Consider the following 24,006-nt stretch of genomic DNA (forward strand, 5'->3'; position numbering starts at 1 on the left):
CGTCCGGAGTGCGGAATCGGCATGCGCAAGTTGCACGGGCGCTACAGTCGGTAACGCAGCGCATCCACCAGGGCGGCCAGGGCCGGGGGGATCTGCCGGCGGCTGGGGTAGTAGAGGTAATAGCCGGGGAAGGGCTTGCACCAGTCGTCCAGCACGCGGACCAGACGCCCGGCGGCGATGTGCTCCGCCACCTCGTCCTCGAAGATGTAGGCCAGTCCCCGCCCGTCCAGGACGGCGGCCATGATGACGTCCATGTCGTTGGACACCAGCGAACCCGACACCCGGACATTCACCGGGTGGCCGTCCTCCTCGAACTCCCAGACATAGACGGCGCCCGACGAGGTGAAGCGGTAGTTGATGCAGTCGTGCCCGGCCAGATCCTGTGGGGCGCAGGGCACCGGATGCTTTGCGAAGTAGGCGGGCGCGCCGACGATCGCCGCCCGGATGTCCGGGCCGATGCGCACCGCGATCATGTCCTTTTCGACCTGCTCGCCCAGCCGCACACCGGCATCGAATCGGCTGGCCACGATGTCGGTCAGGCTGCTGTCGATGGACAACTCCACCTGCACCTCCGGATAGTCGGCGAGGAAGCGCGACAGCACGGGCCACAGCAACCGCACCGCCGCGTGCTTGCCGGTGGTGATGCGCAGCGTGCCGGCGGGCTTCTCGCGCAGTTCCCCCACCGCGGCCAGACCGGCGGCGATGTCGTCCAGCGCCGGCCGCAGCGTGCGGAGCAGCCGCTGGCCAGCCTCCGTCGTGGACACGCTGCGGGTGGTGCGGGCCAGCAGGCGCAGGCCCAGCCGGTCCTCCAGCGCCTTCATGGCGTGGCTGAGCGCGGATTGGGACATGCCCAGCCGGGCCGCCGCCCGCGTGAAACTTCCCTCCTCCGCCACGACGGCGAAGGCCGCCAGATCGCTGAGGTCGTTCCGATTCATTCATGCACCAAATTCATAAGCCCAAGCGGATTGTATCGGCTATTCGGCTCGCAGCGAAGCGGTTAGGATGATCGTGGTCACGTTTGCGGGCCGAACGAACGGATAGGTCAAGCGCTTCCGCGGAAGACCAACTCCCACACTGGGATGTTTGCCGCGCCCACCGAACGGGACCACACTGCACACGGTCTTTTCGAAGCTGGGATTCACGCAGGAATTGCCCGCCGAAGGCCCGCACCATAATACCCGACAGGCAGAGTCGAGAGACAGGGATCATCCGATGATTCGTTTGAACATCAACGGGCAGGACCGGGACGTCGACGTGCCCGGCGACATGCCGCTTCTGTGGGTCCTGCGGGACGAATTGAACCTGACCGGCACCAAGTTCGGCTGCGGCATCGCCCAGTGCGGCGCCTGCACCGTCCATATGGACGGCACGCCGATCCGCGCCTGCCAGACCCCGGCGGAATCCGCCGCGGGCACGAAGATCACCACGATCGAGGGCGTGTCCGGCACGGTCGCCCAGGCGGTCCAGGCCGCTTGGCAGAAGCTGGACGTGGTGCAGTGCGGCTACTGCCAGTCCGGCCAGATCATGAGCGCCGTCGCCCTGCTGACCGACAACCGCAACCCCACCGACGACGACATCGACGCGGCGATGGACGGCAACGTCTGCCGCTGCGCCACCTACCCGCGCATCCGCGCGGCCATCAAGGACGCCGCCAAGGCGATGGGGGCCTGAGCCATGCTGAACCAGCTCATCAAGCAGGCGGCGGCCGATGTCGCCGCGCCCTCGCGCCGCGGTTTCCTGAAGGGGGCCAGCGGCGCCCTGGTCCTCGGCGCCATGCTCCCCCCCATGATGTCTGGGCCCGGCTTCGCCGGCGAGGCCGCCGCCCCCAAGGTCGTCGGCCCGGCGGACCCGCGCCCGCAGGCCTTCATCCGCATCGCCGCCGACGACACGGTCACCGTTCTGGTCAAGCATCTGGACAAGGGCCAGGGCATCATGACCGGCCTGACCACCATCGTCGGCGAGGAGCTTGACGCCGACTGGGCGCAGATGCGCGGCGCCTTCGCCCCGGCGGACGGCGCGCTCTACGCCAACCACTTCTTCGGCATCCAGGGCACCGGCGGCTCCACCGCCGTCGCCAACAGCTGGGACGAACTGCGCATGGCCGGCGCCGCCGCCCGCGCCATGCTGGTCGCCACCGCCGCGGCGCGCTGGTCGGTCCCGGCCTCGTCCGTCACGGTGGAGAAGGGCGTCGTCCGCCACGCCGCCTCCAACCGCAGCGTCCGCTTCGGCGAGCTGGCGGAGGACGCGGCGAAGCTGCCCGTCCCGCAGAACGTCGCGCTGAAGGACGCCAAGGATTACACGCTGATCGGCAACCCGTCGCTGCACCGGCTGGACCATGTGTCCAAGACCGACGGCACGGCGATCTTCGCCATGGACATCCGCCGCCCCGGCCAGGTGACGGCGGTGATGGCCCGCTCCCCCCGCTTCGGCGGCACGGTGAAGTCGGTGGACGCCGCCGCGGCGAAGCGGGTGCCGGGCGTCCTGGAGGTGCTGACCCTGCCGAGGGGCGTCGCCGTCGTCGCCAAGAACACCTGGGCCGCCATGAAGGGCCGCGAGGCGCTGACGGTGGAGTGGGACGACGCCAAGGCGGAGATGCGCGGCACCGAGGAAATGCTCGCCGACTACCGCAAGCTGGCCGACCAGCCGGGCAACGTGGCCACCGACACCGGCGACGCGGCGAAGGCGCTGGCCGGCGCCGCCAAGGTGGTGGAGGCGGAGTTCGTCTTCCCCTACCTCGCCCACGCCCCGATGGAGCCGCTGAACGCGACCGTCGAGCTGAACCCCGACGGCGGCTGCACCATCTGGGCCGGCTCGCAGTTCCAGGGGGTCGAGCAGAAGGTCGCCGCCGCCATGCTGGGCTGCAAGCCGGAGCAGGTGGTCATCAACACCGTCTGGGCGGGCGGCAGCTTCGGCCGCCGCGCCACCACCGACGCCGACTACATCGCGGAGGCGGTGTCCATCGCCAAGGCCTATGGCAAGGCGCCGGTCCATCTGGTGTGGACGCGCGAGGACGACATCCGCGGCGGCCGTTACCGCCCGCTGTTCCTGCACAAGGTGAAGGCCGGCCTGGACGCCTCCGGCAATCTGGTGGCGTGGCGGCAGAACATCGTGGGGCAGAGCTTCATGGAGGGCACCCCGTTCGAAGCCGTGATGGTCAAGAACGGCGTGGACGCCACCTCGGTCGAAGGGTCCTCGGACATGGCCTACGCCGTGCCGAACCTGTACGTCGACCTGCATTCGCCGAAGTCCCCGGTCACCACCCTGTGGTGGCGCTCGGTCGGCCACACCCACACCGCCTACGCCAAGGAGGTGATGATCGACGAGCTGGCCGCGGCGGCGGGCAAGGACCCTGTGGCCTTCCGGCTGGAGATGCTGAAGGGCCACCCGCGCCTCCAGGGCGTGCTGAAGCTGGCGGCCGAGAAGGCCGGCTGGGGCCAGCCTCTGCCCAAGGGGAAGGGCCGCGGAATCGCCGTCCATGAGAGCTTCAGCAGCTTCGTCGCCCACGTCGCCGAGGTCTCGGTGGACGAGCAGGGCCGCGTGACCATCGACCGCGTGGTCTGCGCGGTGGATTGCGGGCAGGTCGTGAACCCGAACATCGTCGAGGCGCAGATCTCCGGCGGCACCGGCTGGGCCATCGGCCACGCGCTGCGCGACGAGATCACGCTCACCGGCGGGCTGGTGGACCAGAGCAACTTCGACACCTACCAGCCGCTCCGCAATTCGGAGATGCCGCCGGTCGAGGTGCACATCCTCCCCTCCACCGCCCGTCCGACCGGCGTCGGCGAGCCCGGCGTACCGACCGCCGCCCCGGCGGTCGCCAACGCGGTCTTCGCCGCCACCGGCAAGCGCCTGCACCACCTGCCCTTCACCCGCTCGGGCATGGTGTAACGCTCCGTCACGTTGGAGAAAGCCCCTCTTCCCGTTCAGGGAGAGGGGCTTTCTTTTTGAGCTTGGGTCGGTCAGCGCTCGAATTTGGTCGCCATGATGATCGACGAGGTCGTCCGCTCGATGCCGTCGATGGCGCCGATGCGGTCGATCAGCGCGTCCATCTCCTCCATCGTTCCGGTCCGCACTACGGCGATCAGGTCGTGGGCGCCGCTGATGGCGTGAAGCGCCCGCACCTCCGGAATCCGCTTCAGCGCCTGGACCACGGCGGCGGTCAGCTTGGGCGACAGGTTGATGGAGACGTGGGCGCGGATCATCCGGCGCGCCGTCTCGTCCGACAGCCGCACCGTGTAGCCGGCGATCACGCCGCGCTCCTCCAGCCGCTGGATGCGGCTCTGCACCGTGCTGCGCGACACGCGCAGGCGGCGGGCCAGCGCGGCGGTGGGCTCCCGCGCGTTGTCCTGAAGCGCGTCGAGAAGCTGCTGATCCAGCTCGTCCATCATATCGCCGGCCTTTCCGTCATTATGCCGACCGATTTTCGGCGTTTCGGCGCCCTGCACCCTGCACATCGACAGGCCGTCCGGTCAAGATTGCGTCACAACGACGCAAACCAAGAAGCAGGGAGTTCGGGACGATGCGCGACATTCTTCTGATGGGCGGCGGCAAGATCGGCGAGACCATCGGCGACTTCCTGAAGGCCACGGGCGATTACCGGGTGACCGTCGCCGACCGTTCGGCGGAGGCGCTGGAGCGGCTGCCCGTCCACCCGCGCATGGAGACGCGCGTGGTGGACGCCGCCGACCCCGCCGGTCTCGCCGAGGCGATGCGCGGCAAGTTCGCGGTGCTGAGCGCGCTGCCCTACCACCTGACCGTCGGCGTGGCGGAGGCGGCGCGGGACGCCGGCACCCATTACCTCGACCTGACCGAGGACGTGGCGAGCACGCGGCGCGTCAAGGAGCTGGCCGACGGCGCGCGCTCGGCCTTCATCCCGCAATGCGGGCTGGCGCCGGGCTTCATCTCCATCGTCGCCAACGACGTGGCCTCGCGCTTCGACACGCTGGACACGGTGCGGATGCGCGTCGGCGCCCTGCCGAAATACCCGTCCAACGCCCTGAACTACAACCTCACCTGGAGCACCGAGGGCGTCATCAACGAGTATCTGGAGCCCTGCGAGGCCATCGTGGAAGGCCGCCTCGTCTCCGTCCCGCCGCTGGAGGAGCGCGAGGAGTTCTCCCTCGACGGCGTGCTGTACGAGGCGTTCAACACCTCCGGCGGGCTGGGCACGCTGTGCGAGACGCTGGCGGGCAAGGTGCGGACGCTCAACTACCGCTCCGTCCGCTATCCGGGGCACCGCGACCTGATGAAGGCGCTGCTGCACGACCTGCGGCTGGGCAGCCGGCGGGAGTTGCTGAAGGACATTCTGGAGCACTCGATCCCGGCCACCCTCCAGGACGTCGTTCTGATCTTCGTGACGGTGACCGGGACGAAGCGGGGTCGGCTGCTCCAGGAGACCTACGCCAACAAGATCTACGGGCGGGAGATCGGCGGCACCTTCTACAACGGCATCCAGATCACCACCGCGTCGGGGATGTGCGCCGTGCTCGACCTGCTGGCCGACGGCACGCTGCCGCAGCGGGGCTTCGTCAAGCAGGAGGAGGTGCGCTACGCCGACTTCATCGCCAACCGCTTCGGGCGCAACTACGCGATGACCGACGCGGCGCCCCAACAGGGATCGCAGCAGGGGGTGGGGCGCGCCGCCTGAGCGGGCGCCTCACCCCCAACGGGCCGCGCCTCAGATCACCTCGCGGGCGCGGCCCTTGAAGACGGTGGCGGCGATCTTCAGAGCGTCGGGGGTGCCGCGGGCCAGCGCCTCGGTGAAGTGCAGGGCTTGCTTGGCCTGCACCTTCGGCGGCATCGGCGGCTCGTTGGTGTCGACGAGGCAATCCACCACCACCGGCCCCGGATGGGCAAGGGCGGCGTCCAGCGTGGCGCCGCAATCCTTCGGGTCGGTGATGGTGAAGCCCCGGCCGCCGCAGGCTTCGGCCACCTTGGCGAAGTCGATGGGCTGGAGGTCGCAGACATACTCGGGGTTGCCGAGCATGGCGATCTGCTCCCACTTGATCTGGCCGAGCGAGTTGTTGTTGTTGATGATGACCTTGATCGGCAGCTTGTACTTCACCGCCGTGGCGAAATCGGCCATCAGCATGGAGAAGCCGCCGTCCCCGACATAGGCCACCACCTGTCGGCCGGGATGGGCGAGCTGCGCCGCGATGGCGTAGGGAACGCCGGGCGCCATGGTGGCGAGGTTGCCGGACAGCGAATGCATCTGGCCGCGCCGCGCCGGGATCTGCCGCGCCCACCAGGTGGCGATGGTGCCGCTGTCGCAGGCGACGATGGCCGTGTCGGACAGGCGCTTGCCCAGCTCCCACGCGACGACCTGCGGTTTCATCGGCAGGTCGGGGCGGGTGCCGCGCTCCTCCATCAGTTTCATCCACTCCGCCTTGCCCGCCTGCGCGGTCTGCAGGAAGGAGCGGTCCTCGTGCCGCCGCACCCGCTCGGTCAGGATGTCCAGCGCCAGCCCGCAATCGCCGACCAGCCCGGCCTCCACCGGGTAGCGCAGGCCGATGCGCGCCGCGTCGATGTCGATCTGGATGGCGCGGGCCTGCCCCGGCTTCGGGTAATACTCGATGTAGGGGAAGGTCGAGCCGGCGATCAGCAGCGTGTCGCAGGTCTCCAGCGCCTCCTGCGAGGGGGCGGTGCCGAGCAGCCCGACCTGTCCCGTCGTGAAGGGACTGTCGTCCGGCACCGCGGCCTTGCCCAGCAGCGCCTTGACGATCACCGCCCCGAGCTTGTCGGCCAGCCGTTCGAGCTGGTCGGTCGCCCGCAGCGCGCCCTGGCCGGCCAGGATGACGACGCGCTTGCCGGCGTCGAGGATTTCCACGGCGCGGCGGGTCTGCGCCTCCGACGGGACGGGAAGCTGGGGAGCGAACAGGGCGGTGTTGTGGCCCTTCACGTTGCGCGGCGCGCGCATGTCGGCGCCGATGCCCTGCTCCTGCAGGTCGACGGGGATGGTGATGTGCGACACGCCGCGGTGGGCGAGCGCGGTGCGGCAAGCCAGATTGGCGATGTTGCGGACGTGCGCCGCCCCCATGATGCGCTGGTTGTAGAGCGCGGCGTCCTGGAACACCTTGTCCAGCTCCACGTCCTGCTGGGTGTAGGTGCCGACGAGGTCGTGGTATTGCAGCCCGGTGATCGCCAGCACCGGCTGGTGGTCGAGCTTGGCGTCGTAGAGACCGTTCAGCAGATGCAGCCCGCCGGGGCCGGAGGTGGCGATGCACACGCCAAGCCGCCCGGTGAACTTGGCGTAGCCGCAGGCGGCGAAGGCCGCCGCCTCCTCGTGCCGGACCTGGATGAAGCGGATCTCGTCCTGGCGGCGGCGCAGCGCCTCGACGATGCCGTTGATGCCGTCGCCGGGCATGCCGAAGATCGTGTCCACACCCCAATCCACCAGAACATCCACCAGGATGTCGGAAGCCGTGCTCGCCATGCGGGAGTCTCCGTCGCAAACGGTCGTGATGAAGTCGCTCGATCCATCGGCAACCGAACGGAGCCGGGACGGTTCCCCGGACGGCAGGAGGTGATTGGCTCTTGACCTCAAGTTAAGTTGAGGTTTTAGAGTGGCTGCAATGTATCTGGCATGCCAGAGATGCCCCGCTCACCCTGGGCGTCCGAACGCAGGCCGGGATGCAGGTCCGTACAACCATCCTGGTGGGCGAAGGAATGACGACAACCGGTCTCGGGGAGAATGCGCAGCGGCCACCGGCGACGACACGCCCGCTGCGCGTTCATCATCTGGAGCGGGTGGCTCCGCATGTGTTGCTGGTGGAACTGCGCGATCCGGAGGGCGAGGCCCTGCCGCCCTACGACCCCGGCGCGCACATCGACGTGCATCTGCCGGACGGGGCGGTGCGCTCCTATTCGTTGTGCGGCGACCCGGCGGATCGCTCCGCCTACCGGATCGCCGTCCTCAACCAGCCGGGCGGGCGGGGATCGCGCTTCATCCACGGGGAATTGCGGCTCGGCACCACGGTCGCCGTCGCTCCGCCCCGCAACAATTTCCGCTTCGACGACGCCCCACGCTACCGCTTCATCGCCGGAGGCATCGGAATCACGCCCCTGCTGCCGATGATCCGCGCGGCGGCGCGCCGGGGAGCCGACTGGGTCCTGCATTATTGCGTGCGCAGCGCGGCCGAGGCGCCGTTCCTCGCCGAGCTTCGCGAGTTGGGAAATGGCCGGGTGACGGTGCACGCCGCGGACGAGGGTCGGCGGCTGGCGGTCACCGACCTGCTCGCGGCGACGCCCGACGATGCGCTGATCTATTGCTGCGGTCCGCAGCGCCTGATGGACGCCGTCGCGGCCGCGGCGCGGCCGTCGCAGGACGTGCGTTTCGAATGGTTCACGCCGCGCGCGGACGCGGGGCGTGACGCGGCGCCGGACGGTCGCTTCGAGGTCGTCTGCGCCCGCTCCGGCGTGACCGTCGCGGTGAAGGAAGGAACGAGCGTGCTGGACGCGCTCGACGCCGCGGGGGTTCCCGTCGCCTCGTCGTGCGAGCAGGGCATCTGCGGGACCTGCGAGACGGCGGTGCTGGAGGGGGAGCCCGACCATCGCGACAGCGTCCTGTCCGACGCTGAGCGCGCCGCCGGGAAGAGCATGATGATCTGCGTGTCGCGCGCCCGCAGCGCACGCCTGGTTCTGGACGTTTGACCGCAACACAGGGACGAGGGGGAGCCTATGACCGAGAACGACCTGCAACGGCTGGGGCTGGCGCTGCTGAACAGCCCGGCCGAGGCCATCGCCTATTCCGACCGCAAGGGCATCATCCGCTTCTGGAACGCGGGGGCGGAGCGCGTCTTCGGCTTCACCGCCGACGAGGCGCTCGGCCAGTCGCTGGACATCATCATTCCCGACCGCCAGCGCCAGCGCCATTGGGACGGCTACGATCAGGTGATGAAGACGGGGGAGAGCCGCTACGGCAGCGGCGATCTGCTGTCGGTGCCGGCGACGCGCAAGGACGGGACCCGCATCTCGGTGGAGTTCACCATCGTGCCGCTGAAGGACGCCGACGGGGCGATGCAGGGGATGGCGGCGGTCATGCGCGACGTCACGGCCCGGTTCGACGAACTGAAGGCGCTGCGCCGTCAGGCGGCCGGACGCTGAAACGCCCGTTGCCGCACGGACCTCCCGAGAATCGGAACCCTCCCGGGCGGGCGTCCGTTGAAAAGGGCTGTACCTTCAAGACATCAGCGTAGGGAGTGCGACATGCGCAATCTGATGATCGCGGCGTCGGCCGCGATGCTTCTGGCCGCCTGTTCGGGCATGGACGGCGGCGGAACGGGCAGCAGCGGGATGAACAGCGGCGGCCCCGGCAGCGGCCTCACGGGCGGCGGCATGTCCGGCAGCCAGGGCGTGGACGAGCCGAACGTCAACCCGAACGGGACCAGTTCCAGCCCCGGCTCCTACAGCGGGTCCGGGGTGAGCGAGCCGCAAAGCCGCACGCGGTCGCCCAACGAGTCCGGCATGGACCAGGGCATGACCCGCCAATCCCTGCCGAACCGCTCCGGCACCGGGTGGTAACCCGCAACGGCACGGCCATCCTGCGGAATTCCGGACCCGGACGAATAGGGGAGCCGGGCCGGCCGCCGCGGGAACCCGCGGCGGTTCGCGAGGTTCCTACCCTGCCGGACATGCCGGCTGGGTTTCAGAACGCGCAGGAGCGGTCCATGCTGAAATGGGCGTTGATCTTTTTCGTGGTGTCCCTGGTCGCCGGCGCGCTCGGCTTCACCAACGTGTCGTCGGCCACGGCGGGCGTCGCGAAGATCCTCTTCGGGATCGCTCTGATCATCTTCCTGGTCTTCCTGGTCCTCGCCCTGCTGGCCGGCGAGGTGATTTTCTGATCCGTCAGCGGAGCGCCGCTGACTGGGGACGGAGAATGGACAGCGCGCGGGCGAAGGCCTGATCGTTGGCCGCGCTGGGGATGCCGCCGGAGGGCGCGGCGGATTGCCCGTCCTCCGCGGCCGGCTCCGCGATGGTCTCGTCGGGCTGGATGCCGATCTGGTGGATCGACTGGCCCGACGGCGTGTAGTAGCGCGCCGTGGTCAGCTTCAGCGCCCCGCTGTCGAAGGGGATGACGCTCTGGATGATCCCCTTGCCGAAGGTCGTCGTGCCGATCACCGTCGCGCGCCGGTGGTCCTTCAGCGCCCCGGTCAGGATTTCCGCGGCCGAGGCCGACTTCGCGTTGACCAGCACCACCAGCGGCAGGCCGTCCGTCTCGTCGCCCGGTGTGGCGGTGTAGGTCTTGTCCGCCCCGCGCCCGGGGCCGCGGGCGGTCAGGATCGTCCCCTTGTCGAGGAAGGCGTCGGCGACGCGGACGCTCGCCTGCACCAGCCCGCCGGGATTGTCGCGCAGATCGATGATGAAGCCGCCCATGTCCGGCCCGATGCGGTCGCGCAGCGAGCGGATGGCCGTGCTGACCCCGGTGGCGGTCTGGCGGTCGAAGCGGGTGATGCGGATGTAGCCCACCGTACCGACGGCGGCCAGCCGGACCGAGGGGATGCGCAGCTTGCCGCGGACCACACTGACCTCGAAGGGGTCGGGCGTGCCGGCGCGCAGGACGGTCAGCGACACCGCCGCCCCTTCCGGCCCGCTCAGCATCTGCTTGACGGTCGCCAGCTCCGCCCCGCCCACCGGCTGCTGGTCCACCGCCAGGATCACGTCGCCGGAGCGCAGGCCGGCGGCCTCCGCGGGGGAGTCGGGAACGGTCTCGGCGATGCGGACTCGGGTGCCGTGGGCTTCGTAGCGGATGCCCAGCCCGGCGAAGGCGCCGTCGTTCGACGCCTGCAACTGCCGGTATTCGCCGTCGTCGAGATAGGCGGAATAGCGATCCCGTCCGGCCATCGCCTTGATGGCGATGTCGACCAGCTCATGGTCGGTCAGCGGCTCCACATACTGGCCGCGGATGGTGCGCAACGCCCGGACGAAGCGGTCGATCTCCTCCGCTTCCGTGCTGTGGCCGTAGGGAGTGGAGTCGCCTGCGGCCTGCGCGCTCCGTCCGGTGGTCATGGCCCCCGGGATCGCGAGGAAGGCGCAAAGGGCGGCGGCGGTGACGAGGCGCAGCTTCACGGCGGCAATCTCTCGGGATCGGAGCGGCGATGCTTCGAAATTAGCGGTGAATTGGTTTATGTACCGTTAACCATAACCGGAACGTGTCAGACCTTGTCCGCGTCGATGGACCGCCGCCACACCGGTTCGGACAGGCGCTCGACCAGGAAGTCGGCCAGGACGCCGACCTTCGCCGGGCGCGTGCGGGCCGATGGCGTGACGAAGTAGAGCCCGCCTTTCGGCAGCGACCAGTCGGTCAGGATGGCGGTCAGCCGCCCGTCCGCCAGATGCTCCGCCGCCATGAACTCCGGCAGTTCGGCGATCGCCAGCCCCTCCAGGAGCATCGGCACCAAGGCGTCGGCGTTGGTGACGCGCAGCGGGCCGGACGGCATCACGCTCTCCTCTTCGCCGGCGCCGTTGGTGAAGCGCCAGATGTCCTGGCGCCGCCGGTAGGCATAGCCCAGGCAATGGTGGTCCTTCAGGTCACGGGGATGCCGGGGCAGGCCATGGCGGGCAATATAGCTGGGAGCGGCAAGGACGACGGGAGCGATGGGGCACAGCCGCCGGGCCACCAGCGAGCTGTCCGGCAGCACGGCGATCCGCAGCGCGGCGTCGAAGCCTTCGCCCACCAGATCGACGGTCGCGTCGCTCAGATGCAGGTCGATGGAAATCTCCGGATAGAGGCGGAAGAAGTCCGGCAGCAGGGGCGCCACCCAGCGCAGCCCGAACGACATCGGCACCGCCAGCCGGATCAGGCCGCGCGGGCGGCTGGACAGCTCGCGCGCCGCGTTCTCGGCCGCCTCCGCCTCGTCATAGAGGCGCATCGCACGCTCGGCCAGGGAATGGCCGAAATCGGTCAAGGCCAGCCGGCGCGAGGTGCGGTTGAACAACCGTCCCCCCAACCGCTCCTCCAGCCGGCCGACGGCGCGCGACACCGTGGCGACCGACACGCCCATGGCGCGGGCCGCACCGGCGAAGGAACGCTCCTCCACCACCTTGGCGAACATCGCCAAGCCTTCGAAATCCGGCAGCCTCGACATCGCCAATCCTGCAACGATGGTTTTCAGTCGTTTCTATTTCGATGGGTCTCCGCCGTCGATAGCTTTCTCTCCAGCGAACAACCCAATCAAGGAAGCTACCGATGTCACGCAAGCTCGACGGCAAGATCGCCCTCGTCACCGGCGCCACCAGCGGCATCGGCCTCGCCGCGGCCAAGCGCTTCGCCGCCGAAGGGGCCACCGTCTATCTCACCGGCCGCCGCCCGTCCGAACTGGAGGCCGCGGTCGCGGCGATCCGGGACGCTGGCGGCACGGCGACGGGGGTCCAGGCCGACTCGTCCAATCTGGCCGACCTCGACCGGCTCTATGAGCGCATCGAAAGCGAGGCGGGCCGCCTCGACGTGCTGTACGCCAACGCCGGCGGCGGCGGCATGCTGCCGCTCGGCGCGATCACCGAGGAGCAGTATGAGGACACCTTCAACCGCAATGTGAAGGGCGTGCTGTTCACCGTGCAGAAGGCGCTGCCGCTGCTCGGCCGGGGCGCGTCGGTGATCCTCGCCGGGTCCACCGCCGGCAGCATGGGCACGGCGGCCTTCAGCGTCTACAGCGCCAGCAAGGCGGCGGTGCGCAACTTCGCCCGCAGCTGGATCCTGGACCTGAAGGACCGCGGCATCCGCGTCAACACGCTCAGCCCCGGTCCGATCCGCACGCCGGGTCTGGTCGAGCTGGCCGGTCCGGACGCGGCGCAGCAGCAGGGCTTGGTGGATTATCTGGCGGCGCAGGTGCCGCTGGGCCGCGTCGGCGATCCCGACGAAATCGCCAAGGCCGCCGTCTTCCTGGCGTCCGACGACAGCAGCTTCGTCAACGGCGTGGAGCTGTTCGCCGACGGCGGCATGGCCCAGGTTTGACGCCGAAGCCGGACGGGGGGCCGGAAGAGCGGCTTCCGCCCCCCGCCCGGCAATGAGACCGGCCCTTACGCCTGATCCAGGGTGATGCCCTCGATGAGGTCGCCCACGTCGTCGCAGCGGTCGGTGACGGCCTCCAGCAGCTCGTAGACCTCGCGGCGGCCCAGGAAGTCGATCATCTCCGGACGCTCGGCGATCAGCGACTTCATGGCGTCGCGCAGGATCTCGTCGGCCTCGTCCTCCAGGTCGGAGATCTGGCCGCAGATGTGCAGGATGCGGTCGGCGTGGACGGAGATCTTGGTCAGCAGCGGCATGACCTCCGACAGCAGGGCGGCCTGCTTGCGGCCGATCGCCGCCATGCGCATCATCCGGTCGTCGAAGGTCTCGATGCCGTAGAGCGCGGCGAGGCGCGGCACCTCGTCCATCAGGTCAATGCAGTCGTCCAGCGCGTTGATCAGCGCCTGGATCTCCGACCGGTCGAAGGGGGTGATGAAGGCGCGGTGCAGCCCGCGCCCGGCGTCCTTGGCGACGCGGTCGGCGTCCTTCTCGATCCGCTTCAGCGCCGCGGTGCGGTCGGCGCGCTCCTCCGGACCGGCCTGCATGACGGCTTCCAGGGCGGCCGCGGCGTCGACGATGTGGCGGGCCTGCTCGATGAATTGCTCAATGACCCGCTCTTCCTTGGGCATCATGGAGCGGATGGCGCGCAGCAGCAGCATGGAAACGGTTCTCTCGGTCGGTTCTGCCGTTTCCTCTTAACGCCGGGCGTCATGAATTTGCAGCAAAAACGTCATACGGAGAGGGCCTGTCTGCCCTGACGATGACGCCCCGTCCCGGCCCCCGTTCCGCCCCTCGGCTTGCAAGAGGAAGTTTTCGCTGCGTTCTCAAGCGCTTCGTTCGTCGCTCACGGACTGCCCAAGCAACCACTCCCGGAACGCCACCAGCGGCGGGTGATGCGCCCGCGACGGCGGGTGGACGAGGTGATAGGCGCGGTCCGGGTTCCGGTAGGGCCGGTCCAGCGCCGGGACCAGCGACCCGTCCCGCATCTCCGCCTGCACCAGGAGGGTCGGCAGCAGCGCCACCCCCAGCCCGGTGATCGCCGCCTGGGCGGTGGTGGAGAACTGCTCGAAGAACATGCCGGCGCCCTCGTGCCGCTCGATGCCCTGGGCGGCGAACCAGTCCCGCCACGCCTCCGGTCGGCTGGTGGTGTGCAGCAGGGGCAGCGCCACGAGGTCCGCGGCCGCGCGGATCGGGTGGGCGGCCAGGAAGGACGGGGCGCAGAGCGGCAGGACCTCCTCCTCCATCAGCCGTTCGCAGACGGCGCCGGGCCAGTCGGCGGCGCCGAAATGGATGGCCGCGTCCAGATCCTCCGACCGGAAGTCGAAGGGTTCCATCTTCGTCATGAAATGGATGATGACCTGCGGGTGCGCCGCCTGGAAGGCCGGCAGGCGCGGCACCAGCCAGCGCGTGCCGAAGGTCGGCAGCACCGCCAGCTTCAGCACGCCGCCCTGCGGCGCGGTCATGACCCTGAGCGTGGCCGCCCCCACCCGGTGCAGCGCCTCCCTCACCTCCGCCGCGTAGGACTCGCCGGCCGGCGTCAGGGTCACGCGCTGGTCGCGCCGCGCGAACAGCGGGACGCCGAGCTGGTCCTCCAGCGCCTTGATCTGCCGGCTGACGGCGCCCTGGGTCAGAGCCAGCTCCTGCGCCGCGGCGGTGAAGCTGCCGGTGCGCGCCGCCGCCTCGAAGGCGGAAAGCGCGCTCATGGACGGGAGAAGACGGCGTTGCAGACCCATGGGTCATGACTATAGCTCATGACCGGGGGAAAGAAAGTCGGTTGCGCGGGGCGGGGCCTGCCGCCAGATTGAGGAGGATTTGAACGTCCAGCCGAGGAACGAGCGCGCTATGAAGACCGGTGGCCAGTTGATCGTCGACGCACTGGAGGCGCAGGGCGTCGAGCGCGTGTTCTGCGTGCCGGGGGAAAGCTACCTCGCCGTGCTGGACGCGCTGCACGACTCGTCGATCCGCACGGTCAACGCCCGCCACGAGAGCGGTGCGGCCATGATGGCGGAGGCCGAGGGCAAGCTGACCGGCCGGCCGGGCATCTGCTTCGTCACCCGCGGCCCCGGCGCCACCAACGCCGCGCCGGGCGTGCATGTGGCGCAGCAGGACTCCACCCCGATGATCCTGTTCATCGGCCAGATCGAGCGCGGCATGCGCGGGCGCGACGCCTTCCAGGAGGTCGACTACACCCGCATGTTCGGCGGCATGGCCAAGTGGGTGGCCGAGATCGACAGCGCCGACCGCGTGCCGGAGATGGTCAGCCGCGCCTTCCACACCGCGCTCGCCGGCCGCCCCGGCCCGGTCGTTCTGGTGCTGCCGGAGGACATGCTGGTGGAGACGGCGGACGCGGCCGCCGCCCGCCCGGCCCGGCCGGTGGACAGCGCCCCCACCCCCGCCCAGGTCGCCGAGGTCGGGCGGCTGCTCGCCGGGGCGCAGCGCCCGCTGGTCATCGCCGGCGGCTCCCGCTGGACCGAGGACGCGGTGGCCTCGCTGCACGTCTTCGCCGAGACCTTCGCGCTGCCGGTGGCCGTCACCTTCCGCCGCCAGATGCTGTTCGACCACGCGCACCCGAACTACGCGGGCGACATCGGGCTGGGCATCAACCCGAAGTTGGTCGCCCTGGTGAAGGACGCCGACGTGATCCTGCTGCTCGGCGGCCGCTTCTCCGAGGTGCCGTCGCAGAGCTACGGGCTGCTCGGCATCCCGGAGACCGGCAAGACGCTGATCCACGTCCATCCGGGGCCGGAGGAGCTGGGCCGCGTCTACAACCCGGACCTCGCCATCAACGCCACGCCGGGGGGCTTCCTCGACGCCGTGACCGGGCTGGAGCCGCCGGCTTCCCCCGCCTGGGCCGGACAGGCCGAGGCCGCGCACGCCGCCTACACCGCCTGGAGCGAGCCGCCGGCCACCATCCCCGGCGCCGTCCAGATGGGCGCCGTCATGTCCTGGCTGCGCGACACCCTGCCCGACGACGCCATCCTGACCAACGGCGCCGGCAACTACGCCACCTGGATCCACCGCTTCTGGCGCTTCCGCCGCTTCGCCACGCAGGCCGCACCCGTCTGCGGCTCGATGGGCTACGGCCTGCCCGCCGCCGTCGCGGCCAAGCTGCTCCACCCGGAGCGGGACGTGGTCTGCTTCGCCGGCGACGGCTGCTTCCAGATGACCGGTCTGGAGTTCGGCACCGCCGTGCAGGAGGGCGCCAACCTCATCGTGCTGGTCATTGACAACGGCATGTACGGCACCATCCGCATGCACCAGGAGCGTGAGTATCCGGGCCGCGTGTCCGGCACCGCCCTGACCAACCCGGACTTCGCCGCGCTGGCCCGCGCCTATGGCGGCCACGGCGAGACGGTGGAGCGGACGGAGGAGTTCGCCCCGGCCTTCGAGCGCGCCCGCGCCGCCGGCCGGCCGGCCATCCTGCACGTCAAGCTCGACCCCGAGGCCCTGACGCCGAACCGCAGCCTGTCCGACATCCGCGCCGCCGGGCGCCAGCGCTAACCTCCACCGGTTGCCTTACACCGAGGACCTTTTCCATGCAGCACCGCGACCTTCTCTCCCGCCTCGGCCTTGAGCTTCCCGCCGACGGAGCCGGCCTGTCCGTCCACTCGCCCATCGACGGCGCTGCGCTGGGCGTGGCGCCGGTCACCCCGGCGTCGGAGATCCCGGAGGTGGCCGCCCGCGCCCAGCGCGCTTTCGAGGCGTGGCGCTCCGTCCCGGCGCCGCGCCGCGGCGAACTGGTCCGCCTGCTGGGCGAGGAGCTGCGCGACGCCAAGGAGGACCTCGGCCGCCTCGTCACGCTGGAGATGGGCAAGATCGTCCAGGAGGGCCTGGGCGAGGTTCAGGAGATGATCGACATCTGCGACTTCGCGGTCGGCCTGTCCCGCCAGCTCTACGGTCTGACCATCGCGTCGGAGCGTCCGGGCCACGCGATGCGCGAGACCTGGCACCCGATGGGCCCCTGCGCGGTGATCTCCGCCTTCAACTTCCCGGTCGCGGTCTGGGCCTGGAACGCCGCCCTGGCGCTGGTCTGCGGCGACCCGGTGATCTGGAAGCCGTCGGAGAAGACCCCGCTGACCGCGCTCGCCTGCCAGCGCATCTTCGAGCGCGCGGTGGCCCGCTTCGGCGACGCCCCGGCGGACCTGCTCCAGGTCGTCAACGGCGGCCGCGACGTCGGCGAGGCGCTGGTCGCCAGCCCGCTGGTCCCCATCGTGTCGGCCACCGGCTCGACCCGCATGGGCCGCGAGGTCGCGCTGAAGGTGGCGGAGCGCTTCGCCCGCCCGATCCTGGAGCTGGGCGGCAACAACGCGATGATCGTCGCGCCGTCGGCCGACCTCGACATGGCGGTTCGCGCCATCGTCTTCTCGGCGGTGGGCACCTGCGGCCAGCGCTGCACCACGCTGCGCCGCCTGATCGTCCACAAGGACGTGCGCGACACGCTGCTGCCGCGCCTCAAGGCCGCCTACGCCTCGGTTCCCATCGGCAACCCGCTGGAGTCCGGCGTGCTGGTCGGCCCGCTCAACGACAAGGCCGCCTTCGAGGGCATGCAGCGCGCGCTTGAGCAGGCCAAGGCCGACGGCGGCGTGGTGACCGGCGGCGGCCGTGCGCTCGCCGATCAGTATCCGGACGCCTGGTACGTGCAGCCGGCCATCGTCGAAATGCCGGGCCAGACCGACATCGTCCGCCACGAGACCTTCGCCCCGATCCTCTACGTCCTGACCTACGAGACGCTGGAGGAGGCCATCGCGCTTCAGAACGCGGTGCCGCAGGGCCTGTCCTCCTGCATCTTCACCACCGACATCCGCGAGGCCGAGAGCTTCCTGTCGGCGTCGGGCAGCGACTGCGGCATCGCCAACGTCAACATCGGCCCGTCGGGCGCGGAAATCGGCGGCGCCTTCGGCGGCGAGAAGGAGACGGGCGGCGGTCGCGAGTCCGGGTCCGACGCCTGGAAGGGCTACATGCGCCGCCAGACGGCGACGGTGAACTACTCCCGCGCCCTGCCGCTGGCCCAGGGGATCAAGTTCGAGATCGCCGGCTGATCCGGCCGGGACCCAAGAAGAAGGCCGCCCGTTTCACCGGGCGGCCTTTTCTCGTTGGAAAGGTCAGAAGGCTTCGCGCGGAAGCCGCCTTGCGGGTCGTTCGGGGGAGGTGTTGCGGCGCAGGTGCTCGGCAATGGGGGTGAGCTGTGCCAGAACCTGCTCGTGGGTCAGGCGGTCGCGACGCAACACGGCCTGGACCACGGGATCGCTCAACAGTTCGGCAACGCGGCAGCGCCACGTCTGCTTGGGCAGTCCGTTCATTGCTGTTCTCGTTGCTTGTGGATGAAGAAAACGCCGGCCCTCACCGACCGGCGTACGGTACGCGGAGGATGTTACAGTTCGACGCGTACGGCCCGTGATATTTCGGGTACCTGAACGTCCTGTGTACGTGCCTCCGGCATAGGGAACGCCTGGCGGAATGGGGCCGCTCAGGGCCCCTTCGCCACGTCCTTAGCCGCTTCCTTCACGGCGGCCTCGCGCGCCCGCACCTGCTCGCGGTGGAAGATGTAGATGCCGGCGGCGACGATCACCAGACCGCCGGCGAGGGTCGAGGCGCTGGGCGGCTCCCCGAAGACCAGCAGGCCGTAGAGCACCGCCCAGATCAGCGTCGTGTAGCCGAAGGGCGCCACCGTCGCCGCGTCCGCCACCGAATAGGCGCGGATCAGGCAGTAATGGCTGCACGCCCCCAGCGCGCCGAGCATGATCATCAGCCCCGCCCCCGTCAGGTCCGGCGTCGTCCAGCCGAAGGGCAGCAGCAGCCCGCAGAGCACCGTCCCGGCCATGCTGGTGTAGAAGAAGGTCGTCAGCGTGGAATCGCCGCCGCGCAGCAGCCGGGTGACGATCTGGTAGAGCGCGTTGCACAGCGCGGCGGCCAGCGGCAGCAGGATCGCCCACTGGAAGACGAGGCTGGCCGGGCCGATGATGATCATCGCCCCGATGAAGCCGCCCAGCACCCCCATGGAACGCCGCCAGCCGACCTTCTCCTTCAGAAGCGGAACGGACAGGACCGCGACCAGGACCGGCGCCACGTTGGCGATCGCCGCCACGTCGACGAAGGGCAGGATCTTGTAGGACACCGCCGCCAGCAGGGTCAGCACGGCCAGCAGGGTGGAACGGAGGATCTGCATCCCCGGACGCTGGGCGATCAGGTGGCTGGGGGAGCGCAGCGCCACCACGACGAAGGCGATGGCCAGATGCACCGCGAAGCGCGCCCAGGCGACCTCGGCGAAGGGATAGGTCTGCACGAGGACGCGAAGCGTCGCGTCCTGCGTCACGAACAGAAGGGTGGTGAGCAGCATCCAGGCGATGCCGGCCCGCCCGGAGGAGCTGGCGGCCAGCGCCTTTTCCGTGGCGGTCATCGGGCGGCGCTCATGGGGAAAATCATGGGCGGGGCGTTCCTTCCTGTGGCGCGCCGTCCTCGTGCCGGACCGGCGCGCCACACCCTGCGCCCATGGGGCCGGACGGTCAAATGCGATACTGGTATATCAGTACCGACCGCCAGCGCCGACCGCCGGTTGCGGCCGCGCCGGCCCTTGACGACAGGCCGGCGCGGCACCGGTCCTTCAGTGCTTGTGCTGCGTGCCGCCGGCCTGCGGCCCGCCGGCGCCGCCGTGGGACGGGGCGGCGGACCCGGCGCTCTGCACGTCCACCTGGACGGTGACCGGTCCCGCCTTCTCGAAGGTCAGGGTCAGCGGGAAGGCCTTGCCCGGAGCGAGCGGCTGCTTCAGGCCGAACAGCATGACGTGCAGGCCGCCGGGCTGCAGCGCGGTCGGCGAACCGGGCGACACCTCGATGGCGTCGACCTGGCGCATCTTCATGACGCCGTTGTCCATCAGGTGGGTGTGCAGCTCCGCCTTGTCGGCGACGGGCGTGCTGGCCGACAGCAGGCGGTCGCTGTCCGGGCCGTGGGTGCTCAGCACCATGTAGGCCGAGCCGTTCGGGGCCGAGGGCGCCGTGGCGCGCGCCCAGGGATGCTCGATGTCGACCGGCCCGGCCTTGAAACCATGGGCCAGGACGGGGCCGGCGGTCAGGGCGACCAGCGCGGCGAGAAGGAGGGCGTGCTTCTTCATGATGGCGAAGTCCTGCGAAGAGAATGATGAATCGCGTGGTCAATCGATCGGGGCAGGACCGGCCATCGGCGGGGCACGGGCGTTCGGACGGAAAACGCTCCGGCGGCGGAGCTTGCGTGTTCGGAGGGGAAGCGCGCGCAGCGCCCCGGACAGGCGCGGCGGCGGAACGGCGACATCCGCCGGGGAGAGCATCGCCGGAGGCGCGCAGCCGAGCTGGCAGCCCAGGCAATGCTCCAGATCGTGCTGCGGCCGATTGGGCGCGTCGGGCATCCGGTCCGACGCCCCGTCCGGGCCGCACATCGACGCCGCCCAGAAGGACTGCGCCAGACCGGCGGACAGCATGGCGACCGCTTGCCCCGGCACTTGGACCAGGATCAGCAGAAGGACGGCGGCCATCGCCGCGGCCAGCCTGGAGCGCCAGCGGAAGCGGCGCGGTGCGGGCGCCGAGGCGCCGGGCGCGGCGATGCTCCCCTCGCGATGCCCTCTCGCCCTGCCCTTCTTCCCTGAGGGAAGACCGCAGGCCGACGGCCGTGCTGACGTTGCCCCGTTCAACCGCTGCCCATTCCACCCACAGGACGGATGACCGGTTGTAGGCGATGTGCAGGGAGCTTGTCGAGTTTCCGCCTCCCGCCCACCGGCGCAACGTCAGGCCGAATCCCCGTCCAGCAGGACGCGGACGGTGCATTGCAGGGTGTCCACGCCGACCGGCTTGCTGAGCATCCGGGTCCCCGCTCCCAGGCTGTCCGGTTCGAGTGCGGCGTAATGCGCGTAGCCGGTCACGAACAGCACCCTCAACCCGGGGCGAAGGCCCCGCGCATGGTCCGCCAGATCGCGGCCGGTCATGCCGGGCAGCCCGACGTCGGTGACCAGCAGGTCGATCGCCGCGTCGGACTCCAGGATCGCGATCGCCGCCTCGGGTTCGGCGGCCTGCAGGACGTGGTATCCCTGCCCTTCCAGCGCCTCGACCCACAGCATCAGGACGAGGGCCTCGTCCTCGACCACCAGGATCGTTTCGTCGTTCCGCGACGGGGCCTGCGGCTGCGGCTCCGCAACGGGCACCATGGCGTCGGCGCCGTCCACACCGTCATGCTGCGGCAGATACAGGCTGACGGCGGTGCCCTGGCCGTGCTGCGACCGGATGGCCGCGTGGCCGCCCGACTGACGGGCGAAGCCGTAGAGCTGGCTCAGCCCCAGGCCGGTGCCCTGGCCGATCGGCTTCGTCGTGAAGAAGGGCTCGAACGCCCGCTCCAGGACGTCCGGCGGCATGCCGCTTCCGGTGTCGGTGATGCGGAGCAGCACGTAGCGCCCGGGAAGGATGTCCCCCTGCGCGTCGGAAACGGTCTCGTCGAGGACGGCGTTGCTCGTCTCGACACGGAGATGCCCGCCGTCCGGCATGGCGTCGCGGGCGTTGATGGTGAGGTTGAGCAGGGCGCTTTCGACTTGGTTGGCGTCCGCCCAGGTCCGCCAGAGGCCGTCGGCCAGCACCGTCTCCACCCGGATCGACTCGCCGACGGATTGCTGGATCAGGCCGCTCATGGCGGCGACGAGGGCGTTCATGTCCAGGCTGCGGGGAGTCAGCGGTTGGCGCCGGGCGAAGGCCAGAAGGTGCCGGGTGAGCGCCGCGGCGCGGTCGCCCGCCGAGACCGCCATGGCGACGTGCCGCAGCAGCGGATCACCGGCGCGCAGCGTGCCCTGCAGCATGTGCAGGTTGCCGAGCATGACCTGCAGCAGGTTGTTGAAGTCGTGGGCGATGCCGCCGGTGAGCTGGCCGACCGCCTCCATCTTCTGGGCCTGCTGCAACGCCTCCTCGGCCTTCCGGCGTTCCCGCATCTCGGTCTGCAGGGATTGGGTGCGCTCCGCCACCCGGCCTTCCAGCTCGTCGTTGGCCCGCTCGATGTCGGCCAGAAGAGCCCGGGTGCGGTACTGGCGCAGGCGGGTCCGCGCCGCGGACCGCGCCGCGCTCTGCAGGGCTTCGGCGTGCAGGGGCGGGTCCAGCAGCGTGACGTTGCCGAGCCGCTGGAACTGGTCCCAGCGCGCCTTGCTGGCCGAGCGGTTGCCGCGCGCGGTGAGCACCAGAACCGGCAGGTCCGACCAGGGCGGCTGGGCCTCCAGACAGGCGATCAGGGGGTCCATCGCCGCCCCCCGCAACGCGCCTTCGGCGAGGATCAGCGCCGTGACGTCCCTCGTCAGGCCGTCGCACACGGCCGGAAGGTCGGCGCAGGGCCGGGTCGTCATGCCGACCTCGTCCAGGACGAGGCGGATGACCTCCGCGTCCCGGCCATGCGGGGCGAACACGAGGATCGGGGCGTCCATGCGCCGGGGTCAGCCCATCTCGCCCCGCCCGCGCAACAACGGGTCCGCCGACCCGCCATAGCTGGGCACGCCGGTCAGCACGCCCTGGAACTCCAGAAGCTGCGGGCCGACCTGCATGCCGTCGGGGAACAGCCGGAACTCGCGGATCGCCAGCTCATGGACGCCGGTGCGCTTCTTGACCACCGAGATCGCCTTGCGCACCTCCCCCGCCGCCTCGAAGAAGCGCAGCAGGACCACCGTGTCGCTCATGAAGGACAGGTCCACCGGATTCTGGATGTCGCCGACGATTCCCTGCTGGGCGAGGATGAGGATGGTCACGACGCCCTGGTTGTTCAGGTAGGACAGCAGCTCGTGCATCTGGAGGATGAGCGCCTGCTCCTCCGGCATGGTGCTGAGGTAGGAGTTCAGGCTGTCGATCACCACAACGCGCGCCTTCTGGTCCTCCACCTGGCGGCGGACCTGCCAGACGAACTGGCCCGGCGACAGGCGCGACGGGTTCGCGCGCTCCCAGCCCAGCTCGCCCTTGCGAACCGCCTCCTCGATGTCGATGCCGAGCGCGGTGCTGCGCAGTCCCAGGGTTTCGAAGGACTCGTCGAAGGAGAAATAGGCGGCGTGCTCGCCGCGGCGCACCGCCGCCGCGACATACTGCAGGGCGATGGACGACTTGCCGACGCCCGAGGGGCCGACGAGCATCGTCGTCGTGCCGCGCGTCAGCCCGCCGCCCATCAACTCGTCCAGCGCGTTCAGGTTGCTGGACACGGAGGTCGGCTTGAACTCCGTCTTGTGCTCGTCGGCGATCAGGCTGGGGAAGATCAGCACGTTGCCCGGCGTGATGGCGAAATCGTGCCAACCGCTCTGGTACTCGGAGCCGCGCATCTTGGCGATCCGCAGCCGCCGCCGCGCCGCGCCGTAGGAGCGTTCGATCTGCTCCAGGCTGACCACGCCGTGCATCAGGCTGTGCAGTTCCATGGAGCCGGTCTGGCTGGTCAGGTCGTCCAGCACCAGGGTGGTGCACTGGCGACCCTGCAGATACTGCTTCAGCGCCAGGATCTGCCGGCGGTAGCGCAGCTGGTCCTGGGCGAGCAGGCGCAGCTCGGACAGGGAGTCGATCACCACGAGGTCCGGCTCGTCGGCCTCGATCCGCTCGGTGATCAGGCGCATGGTTTCGCCCAGTTCCACCTCGGACGGGTAGAGCACGCTCTGCTGGCGGTCGAGCTGCGCCTCCAGCGGGACGAGTTCGAAGATCCCGATGCCGTCCAGCGACCAGCCGTGGCTTTTCGCCGAGGCGCGCAGCTCCGTCTCGGTTTCCGACAGGGTCACGTACAGGCCGCGCCTGCCGTCGCCCAGGCCTTTCAAAAGGAACTGAAGCGCGATGGTCGTCTTGCCGGTTCCCGGCGCGCCCTCCAGGAGATGAAGCCGCGCGCGCGGCAGCCCACCCCTCAAAATCAGGTCGAACTCTGGAATTCCGGTCAGGATCTTGTCCGTCTTGGTCGGCTCCGACACCCAGGTCTCCTCTTGGTCTGGCCCGCTGGCAGCGCTTGCGCCGCACGCCGCCGTGATGGTGAACGGCCCGAACGCCTGG

At 70.0% G+C, this 24,006-nt stretch carries 23 protein-coding genes; 10 read left to right on the forward strand and 13 right to left on the reverse strand.

What is annotated here, in order from left to right:
• Positions 1-41 precede the first annotated feature (41 nt).
• Positions 42-935 carry a LysR family transcriptional regulator gene (locus ABVN73_RS27010; RefSeq protein ID WP_353861649.1) on the reverse strand — a complete coding sequence of 298 codons (894 nt, stop codon included), beginning with the start codon at positions 933-935 and terminating at the stop codon, positions 42-44.
• Between the two features lie 277 nt (positions 936-1,212).
• Here ABVN73_RS27010 and ABVN73_RS27015 point away from each other — a divergent pair, with 277 nt between their 5' ends.
• Together ABVN73_RS27015 and ABVN73_RS27020 are read left to right on the forward strand one after the other, a co-directional pair.
• A complete protein-coding gene (locus ABVN73_RS27015) occupies positions 1,213-1,671 on the forward strand; it encodes a (2Fe-2S)-binding protein (RefSeq protein WP_014199673.1) in 459 nt (152 codons plus the stop codon).
• A 3-nt stretch (positions 1,672-1,674) separates the two neighbouring features.
• A complete protein-coding gene (locus ABVN73_RS27020; protein WP_353861650.1) occupies positions 1,675-3,888 on the forward strand; it encodes a xanthine dehydrogenase family protein molybdopterin-binding subunit in 2,214 nt (737 codons plus the stop codon).
• Between the two features lie 71 nt (positions 3,889-3,959).
• Here ABVN73_RS27020 and ABVN73_RS27025 read toward each other — a convergent pair whose 3' ends face one another.
• On the reverse strand, positions 3,960-4,388 hold the full coding sequence (locus tag ABVN73_RS27025; protein ID WP_353861651.1) for an Lrp/AsnC family transcriptional regulator: 429 nt from the start codon (positions 4,386-4,388) through the stop codon (positions 3,960-3,962).
• Positions 4,389-4,519: 131 nt separating this feature from the next.
• Between ABVN73_RS27025 and ABVN73_RS27030 the strand changes: the two genes are divergently transcribed.
• Positions 4,520-5,647, forward strand: a complete 1,128-nt coding sequence (locus tag ABVN73_RS27030) for a saccharopine dehydrogenase family protein (protein WP_353861652.1) — start codon at positions 4,520-4,522, stop codon at positions 5,645-5,647.
• A gap of 30 nt (positions 5,648-5,677) precedes the next feature.
• Here ABVN73_RS27030 and ABVN73_RS27035 read toward each other — a convergent pair whose 3' ends face one another.
• Entirely contained in the window at positions 5,678-7,432 is a 1,755-nt protein-coding gene (locus ABVN73_RS27035; RefSeq protein WP_353861653.1) for a thiamine pyrophosphate-dependent enzyme, read from the reverse strand.
• Between the two features lie 233 nt (positions 7,433-7,665).
• On the opposite strand from ABVN73_RS27035, the gene ABVN73_RS27040 reads away from it, so the two are divergent.
• From ABVN73_RS27040 to ABVN73_RS27055, 4 genes are all read left to right on the forward strand, one after another.
• A complete protein-coding gene (locus tag ABVN73_RS27040; protein WP_353861654.1) occupies positions 7,666-8,649 on the forward strand; it encodes a PDR/VanB family oxidoreductase in 984 nt (327 codons plus the stop codon).
• 27 nt (positions 8,650-8,676) lie between these two features.
• Positions 8,677-9,102 carry a PAS domain S-box protein gene (locus ABVN73_RS27045; RefSeq protein WP_353861655.1) on the forward strand — a complete coding sequence of 142 codons (426 nt, stop codon included), beginning with the start codon at positions 8,677-8,679 and terminating at the stop codon, positions 9,100-9,102.
• Between the two features lie 102 nt (positions 9,103-9,204).
• On the forward strand, positions 9,205-9,519 hold the full coding sequence (locus tag ABVN73_RS27050) for a hypothetical protein (RefSeq protein ID WP_353861656.1): 315 nt from the start codon (positions 9,205-9,207) through the stop codon (positions 9,517-9,519).
• A 146-nt stretch (positions 9,520-9,665) separates the two neighbouring features.
• A complete protein-coding gene (locus tag ABVN73_RS27055; RefSeq protein WP_014199667.1) occupies positions 9,666-9,839 on the forward strand; it encodes a DUF1328 domain-containing protein in 174 nt (57 codons plus the stop codon).
• A 4-nt stretch (positions 9,840-9,843) separates the two neighbouring features.
• On the opposite strand, the gene ABVN73_RS27060 is transcribed toward ABVN73_RS27055, so the two are convergent.
• Both ABVN73_RS27060 and ABVN73_RS27065 read right to left on the reverse strand, forming a co-directional pair.
• Positions 9,844-11,064 (reverse strand): S41 family peptidase, encoded by a 1,221-nt coding sequence (locus ABVN73_RS27060; protein WP_353861657.1) that lies wholly within the window; start codon positions 11,062-11,064, stop codon positions 9,844-9,846.
• Between the two features lie 86 nt (positions 11,065-11,150).
• Positions 11,151-12,083, reverse strand: coding sequence for a LysR family transcriptional regulator (locus tag ABVN73_RS27065; RefSeq protein ID WP_353861658.1), 933 nt, complete (start codon positions 12,081-12,083; stop codon positions 11,151-11,153).
• 101 nt (positions 12,084-12,184) lie between these two features.
• On the opposite strand from ABVN73_RS27065, the gene ABVN73_RS27070 reads away from it, so the two are divergent.
• Positions 12,185-12,949, forward strand: a complete 765-nt coding sequence (locus ABVN73_RS27070) for an SDR family oxidoreductase (protein WP_353861659.1) — start codon at positions 12,185-12,187, stop codon at positions 12,947-12,949.
• A gap of 65 nt (positions 12,950-13,014) precedes the next feature.
• Here the strand turns inward: ABVN73_RS27070 and ABVN73_RS27075 are convergent, their stop codons facing one another.
• Positions 13,015-13,662: a DUF47 family protein gene (locus ABVN73_RS27075; RefSeq protein ID WP_353861660.1), complete on the reverse strand. Its 648-nt coding sequence runs from the start codon at positions 13,660-13,662 to the stop codon at positions 13,015-13,017.
• A 165-nt stretch (positions 13,663-13,827) separates the two neighbouring features.
• Positions 13,828-14,736 carry a transcriptional regulator GcvA gene (gcvA, locus tag ABVN73_RS27080; RefSeq protein WP_353861661.1) on the reverse strand — a complete coding sequence of 303 codons (909 nt, stop codon included), beginning with the start codon at positions 14,734-14,736 and terminating at the stop codon, positions 13,828-13,830.
• Positions 14,737-14,845: 109 nt separating this feature from the next.
• On the opposite strand from gcvA, the gene ABVN73_RS27085 reads away from it, so the two are divergent.
• Both ABVN73_RS27085 and ABVN73_RS27090 read left to right on the forward strand, forming a co-directional pair.
• The gene (locus tag ABVN73_RS27085) at positions 14,846-16,504 is read left to right on the forward strand and encodes a thiamine pyrophosphate-binding protein (protein WP_353861662.1); all 1,659 of its coding nucleotides are present in this window, start codon (positions 14,846-14,848) and stop codon (positions 16,502-16,504) included.
• A 35-nt stretch (positions 16,505-16,539) separates the two neighbouring features.
• Positions 16,540-18,042 (forward strand): aldehyde dehydrogenase family protein, encoded by a 1,503-nt coding sequence (locus tag ABVN73_RS27090; RefSeq protein WP_353861663.1) that lies wholly within the window; start codon positions 16,540-16,542, stop codon positions 18,040-18,042.
• A gap of 63 nt (positions 18,043-18,105) precedes the next feature.
• On the opposite strand, the gene ABVN73_RS27095 is transcribed toward ABVN73_RS27090, so the two are convergent.
• The 6 genes from ABVN73_RS27095 to ABVN73_RS27120 all read right to left on the reverse strand — a co-directional run bounded on the left by ABVN73_RS27095 (position 18,106) and on the right by ABVN73_RS27120 (position 23,927).
• Entirely contained in the window at positions 18,106-18,303 is a 198-nt protein-coding gene (locus ABVN73_RS27095; protein WP_040138322.1) for a hypothetical protein, read from the reverse strand.
• 167 nt (positions 18,304-18,470) lie between these two features.
• The gene (locus ABVN73_RS27100; RefSeq protein ID WP_353861664.1) at positions 18,471-19,400 is read right to left on the reverse strand and encodes a DMT family transporter; all 930 of its coding nucleotides are present in this window, start codon (positions 19,398-19,400) and stop codon (positions 18,471-18,473) included.
• Between the two features lie 204 nt (positions 19,401-19,604).
• Positions 19,605-20,111 carry a copper chaperone PCu(A)C gene (locus ABVN73_RS27105; RefSeq protein ID WP_183180893.1) on the reverse strand — a complete coding sequence of 169 codons (507 nt, stop codon included), beginning with the start codon at positions 20,109-20,111 and terminating at the stop codon, positions 19,605-19,607.
• Between the two features lie 39 nt (positions 20,112-20,150).
• The gene (locus ABVN73_RS27110; RefSeq protein WP_353861665.1) at positions 20,151-20,507 is read right to left on the reverse strand and encodes a DUF2946 domain-containing protein; all 357 of its coding nucleotides are present in this window, start codon (positions 20,505-20,507) and stop codon (positions 20,151-20,153) included.
• A 249-nt stretch (positions 20,508-20,756) separates the two neighbouring features.
• Positions 20,757-22,424, reverse strand: coding sequence for an ATP-binding protein (locus ABVN73_RS27115; protein WP_353861666.1), 1,668 nt, complete (start codon positions 22,422-22,424; stop codon positions 20,757-20,759).
• Positions 22,425-22,433: 9 nt separating this feature from the next.
• Positions 22,434-23,927 (reverse strand): ATPase domain-containing protein, encoded by a 1,494-nt coding sequence (locus ABVN73_RS27120; RefSeq protein WP_353861667.1) that lies wholly within the window; start codon positions 23,925-23,927, stop codon positions 22,434-22,436.
• Between the last annotated feature and the right edge of the window lie 79 nt (positions 23,928-24,006).

It is taken from the genome of Azospirillum formosense (assembly GCF_040500525.1).
Lineage (GTDB): Bacteria > Pseudomonadota > Alphaproteobacteria > Azospirillales > Azospirillaceae > Azospirillum > Azospirillum formosense_A.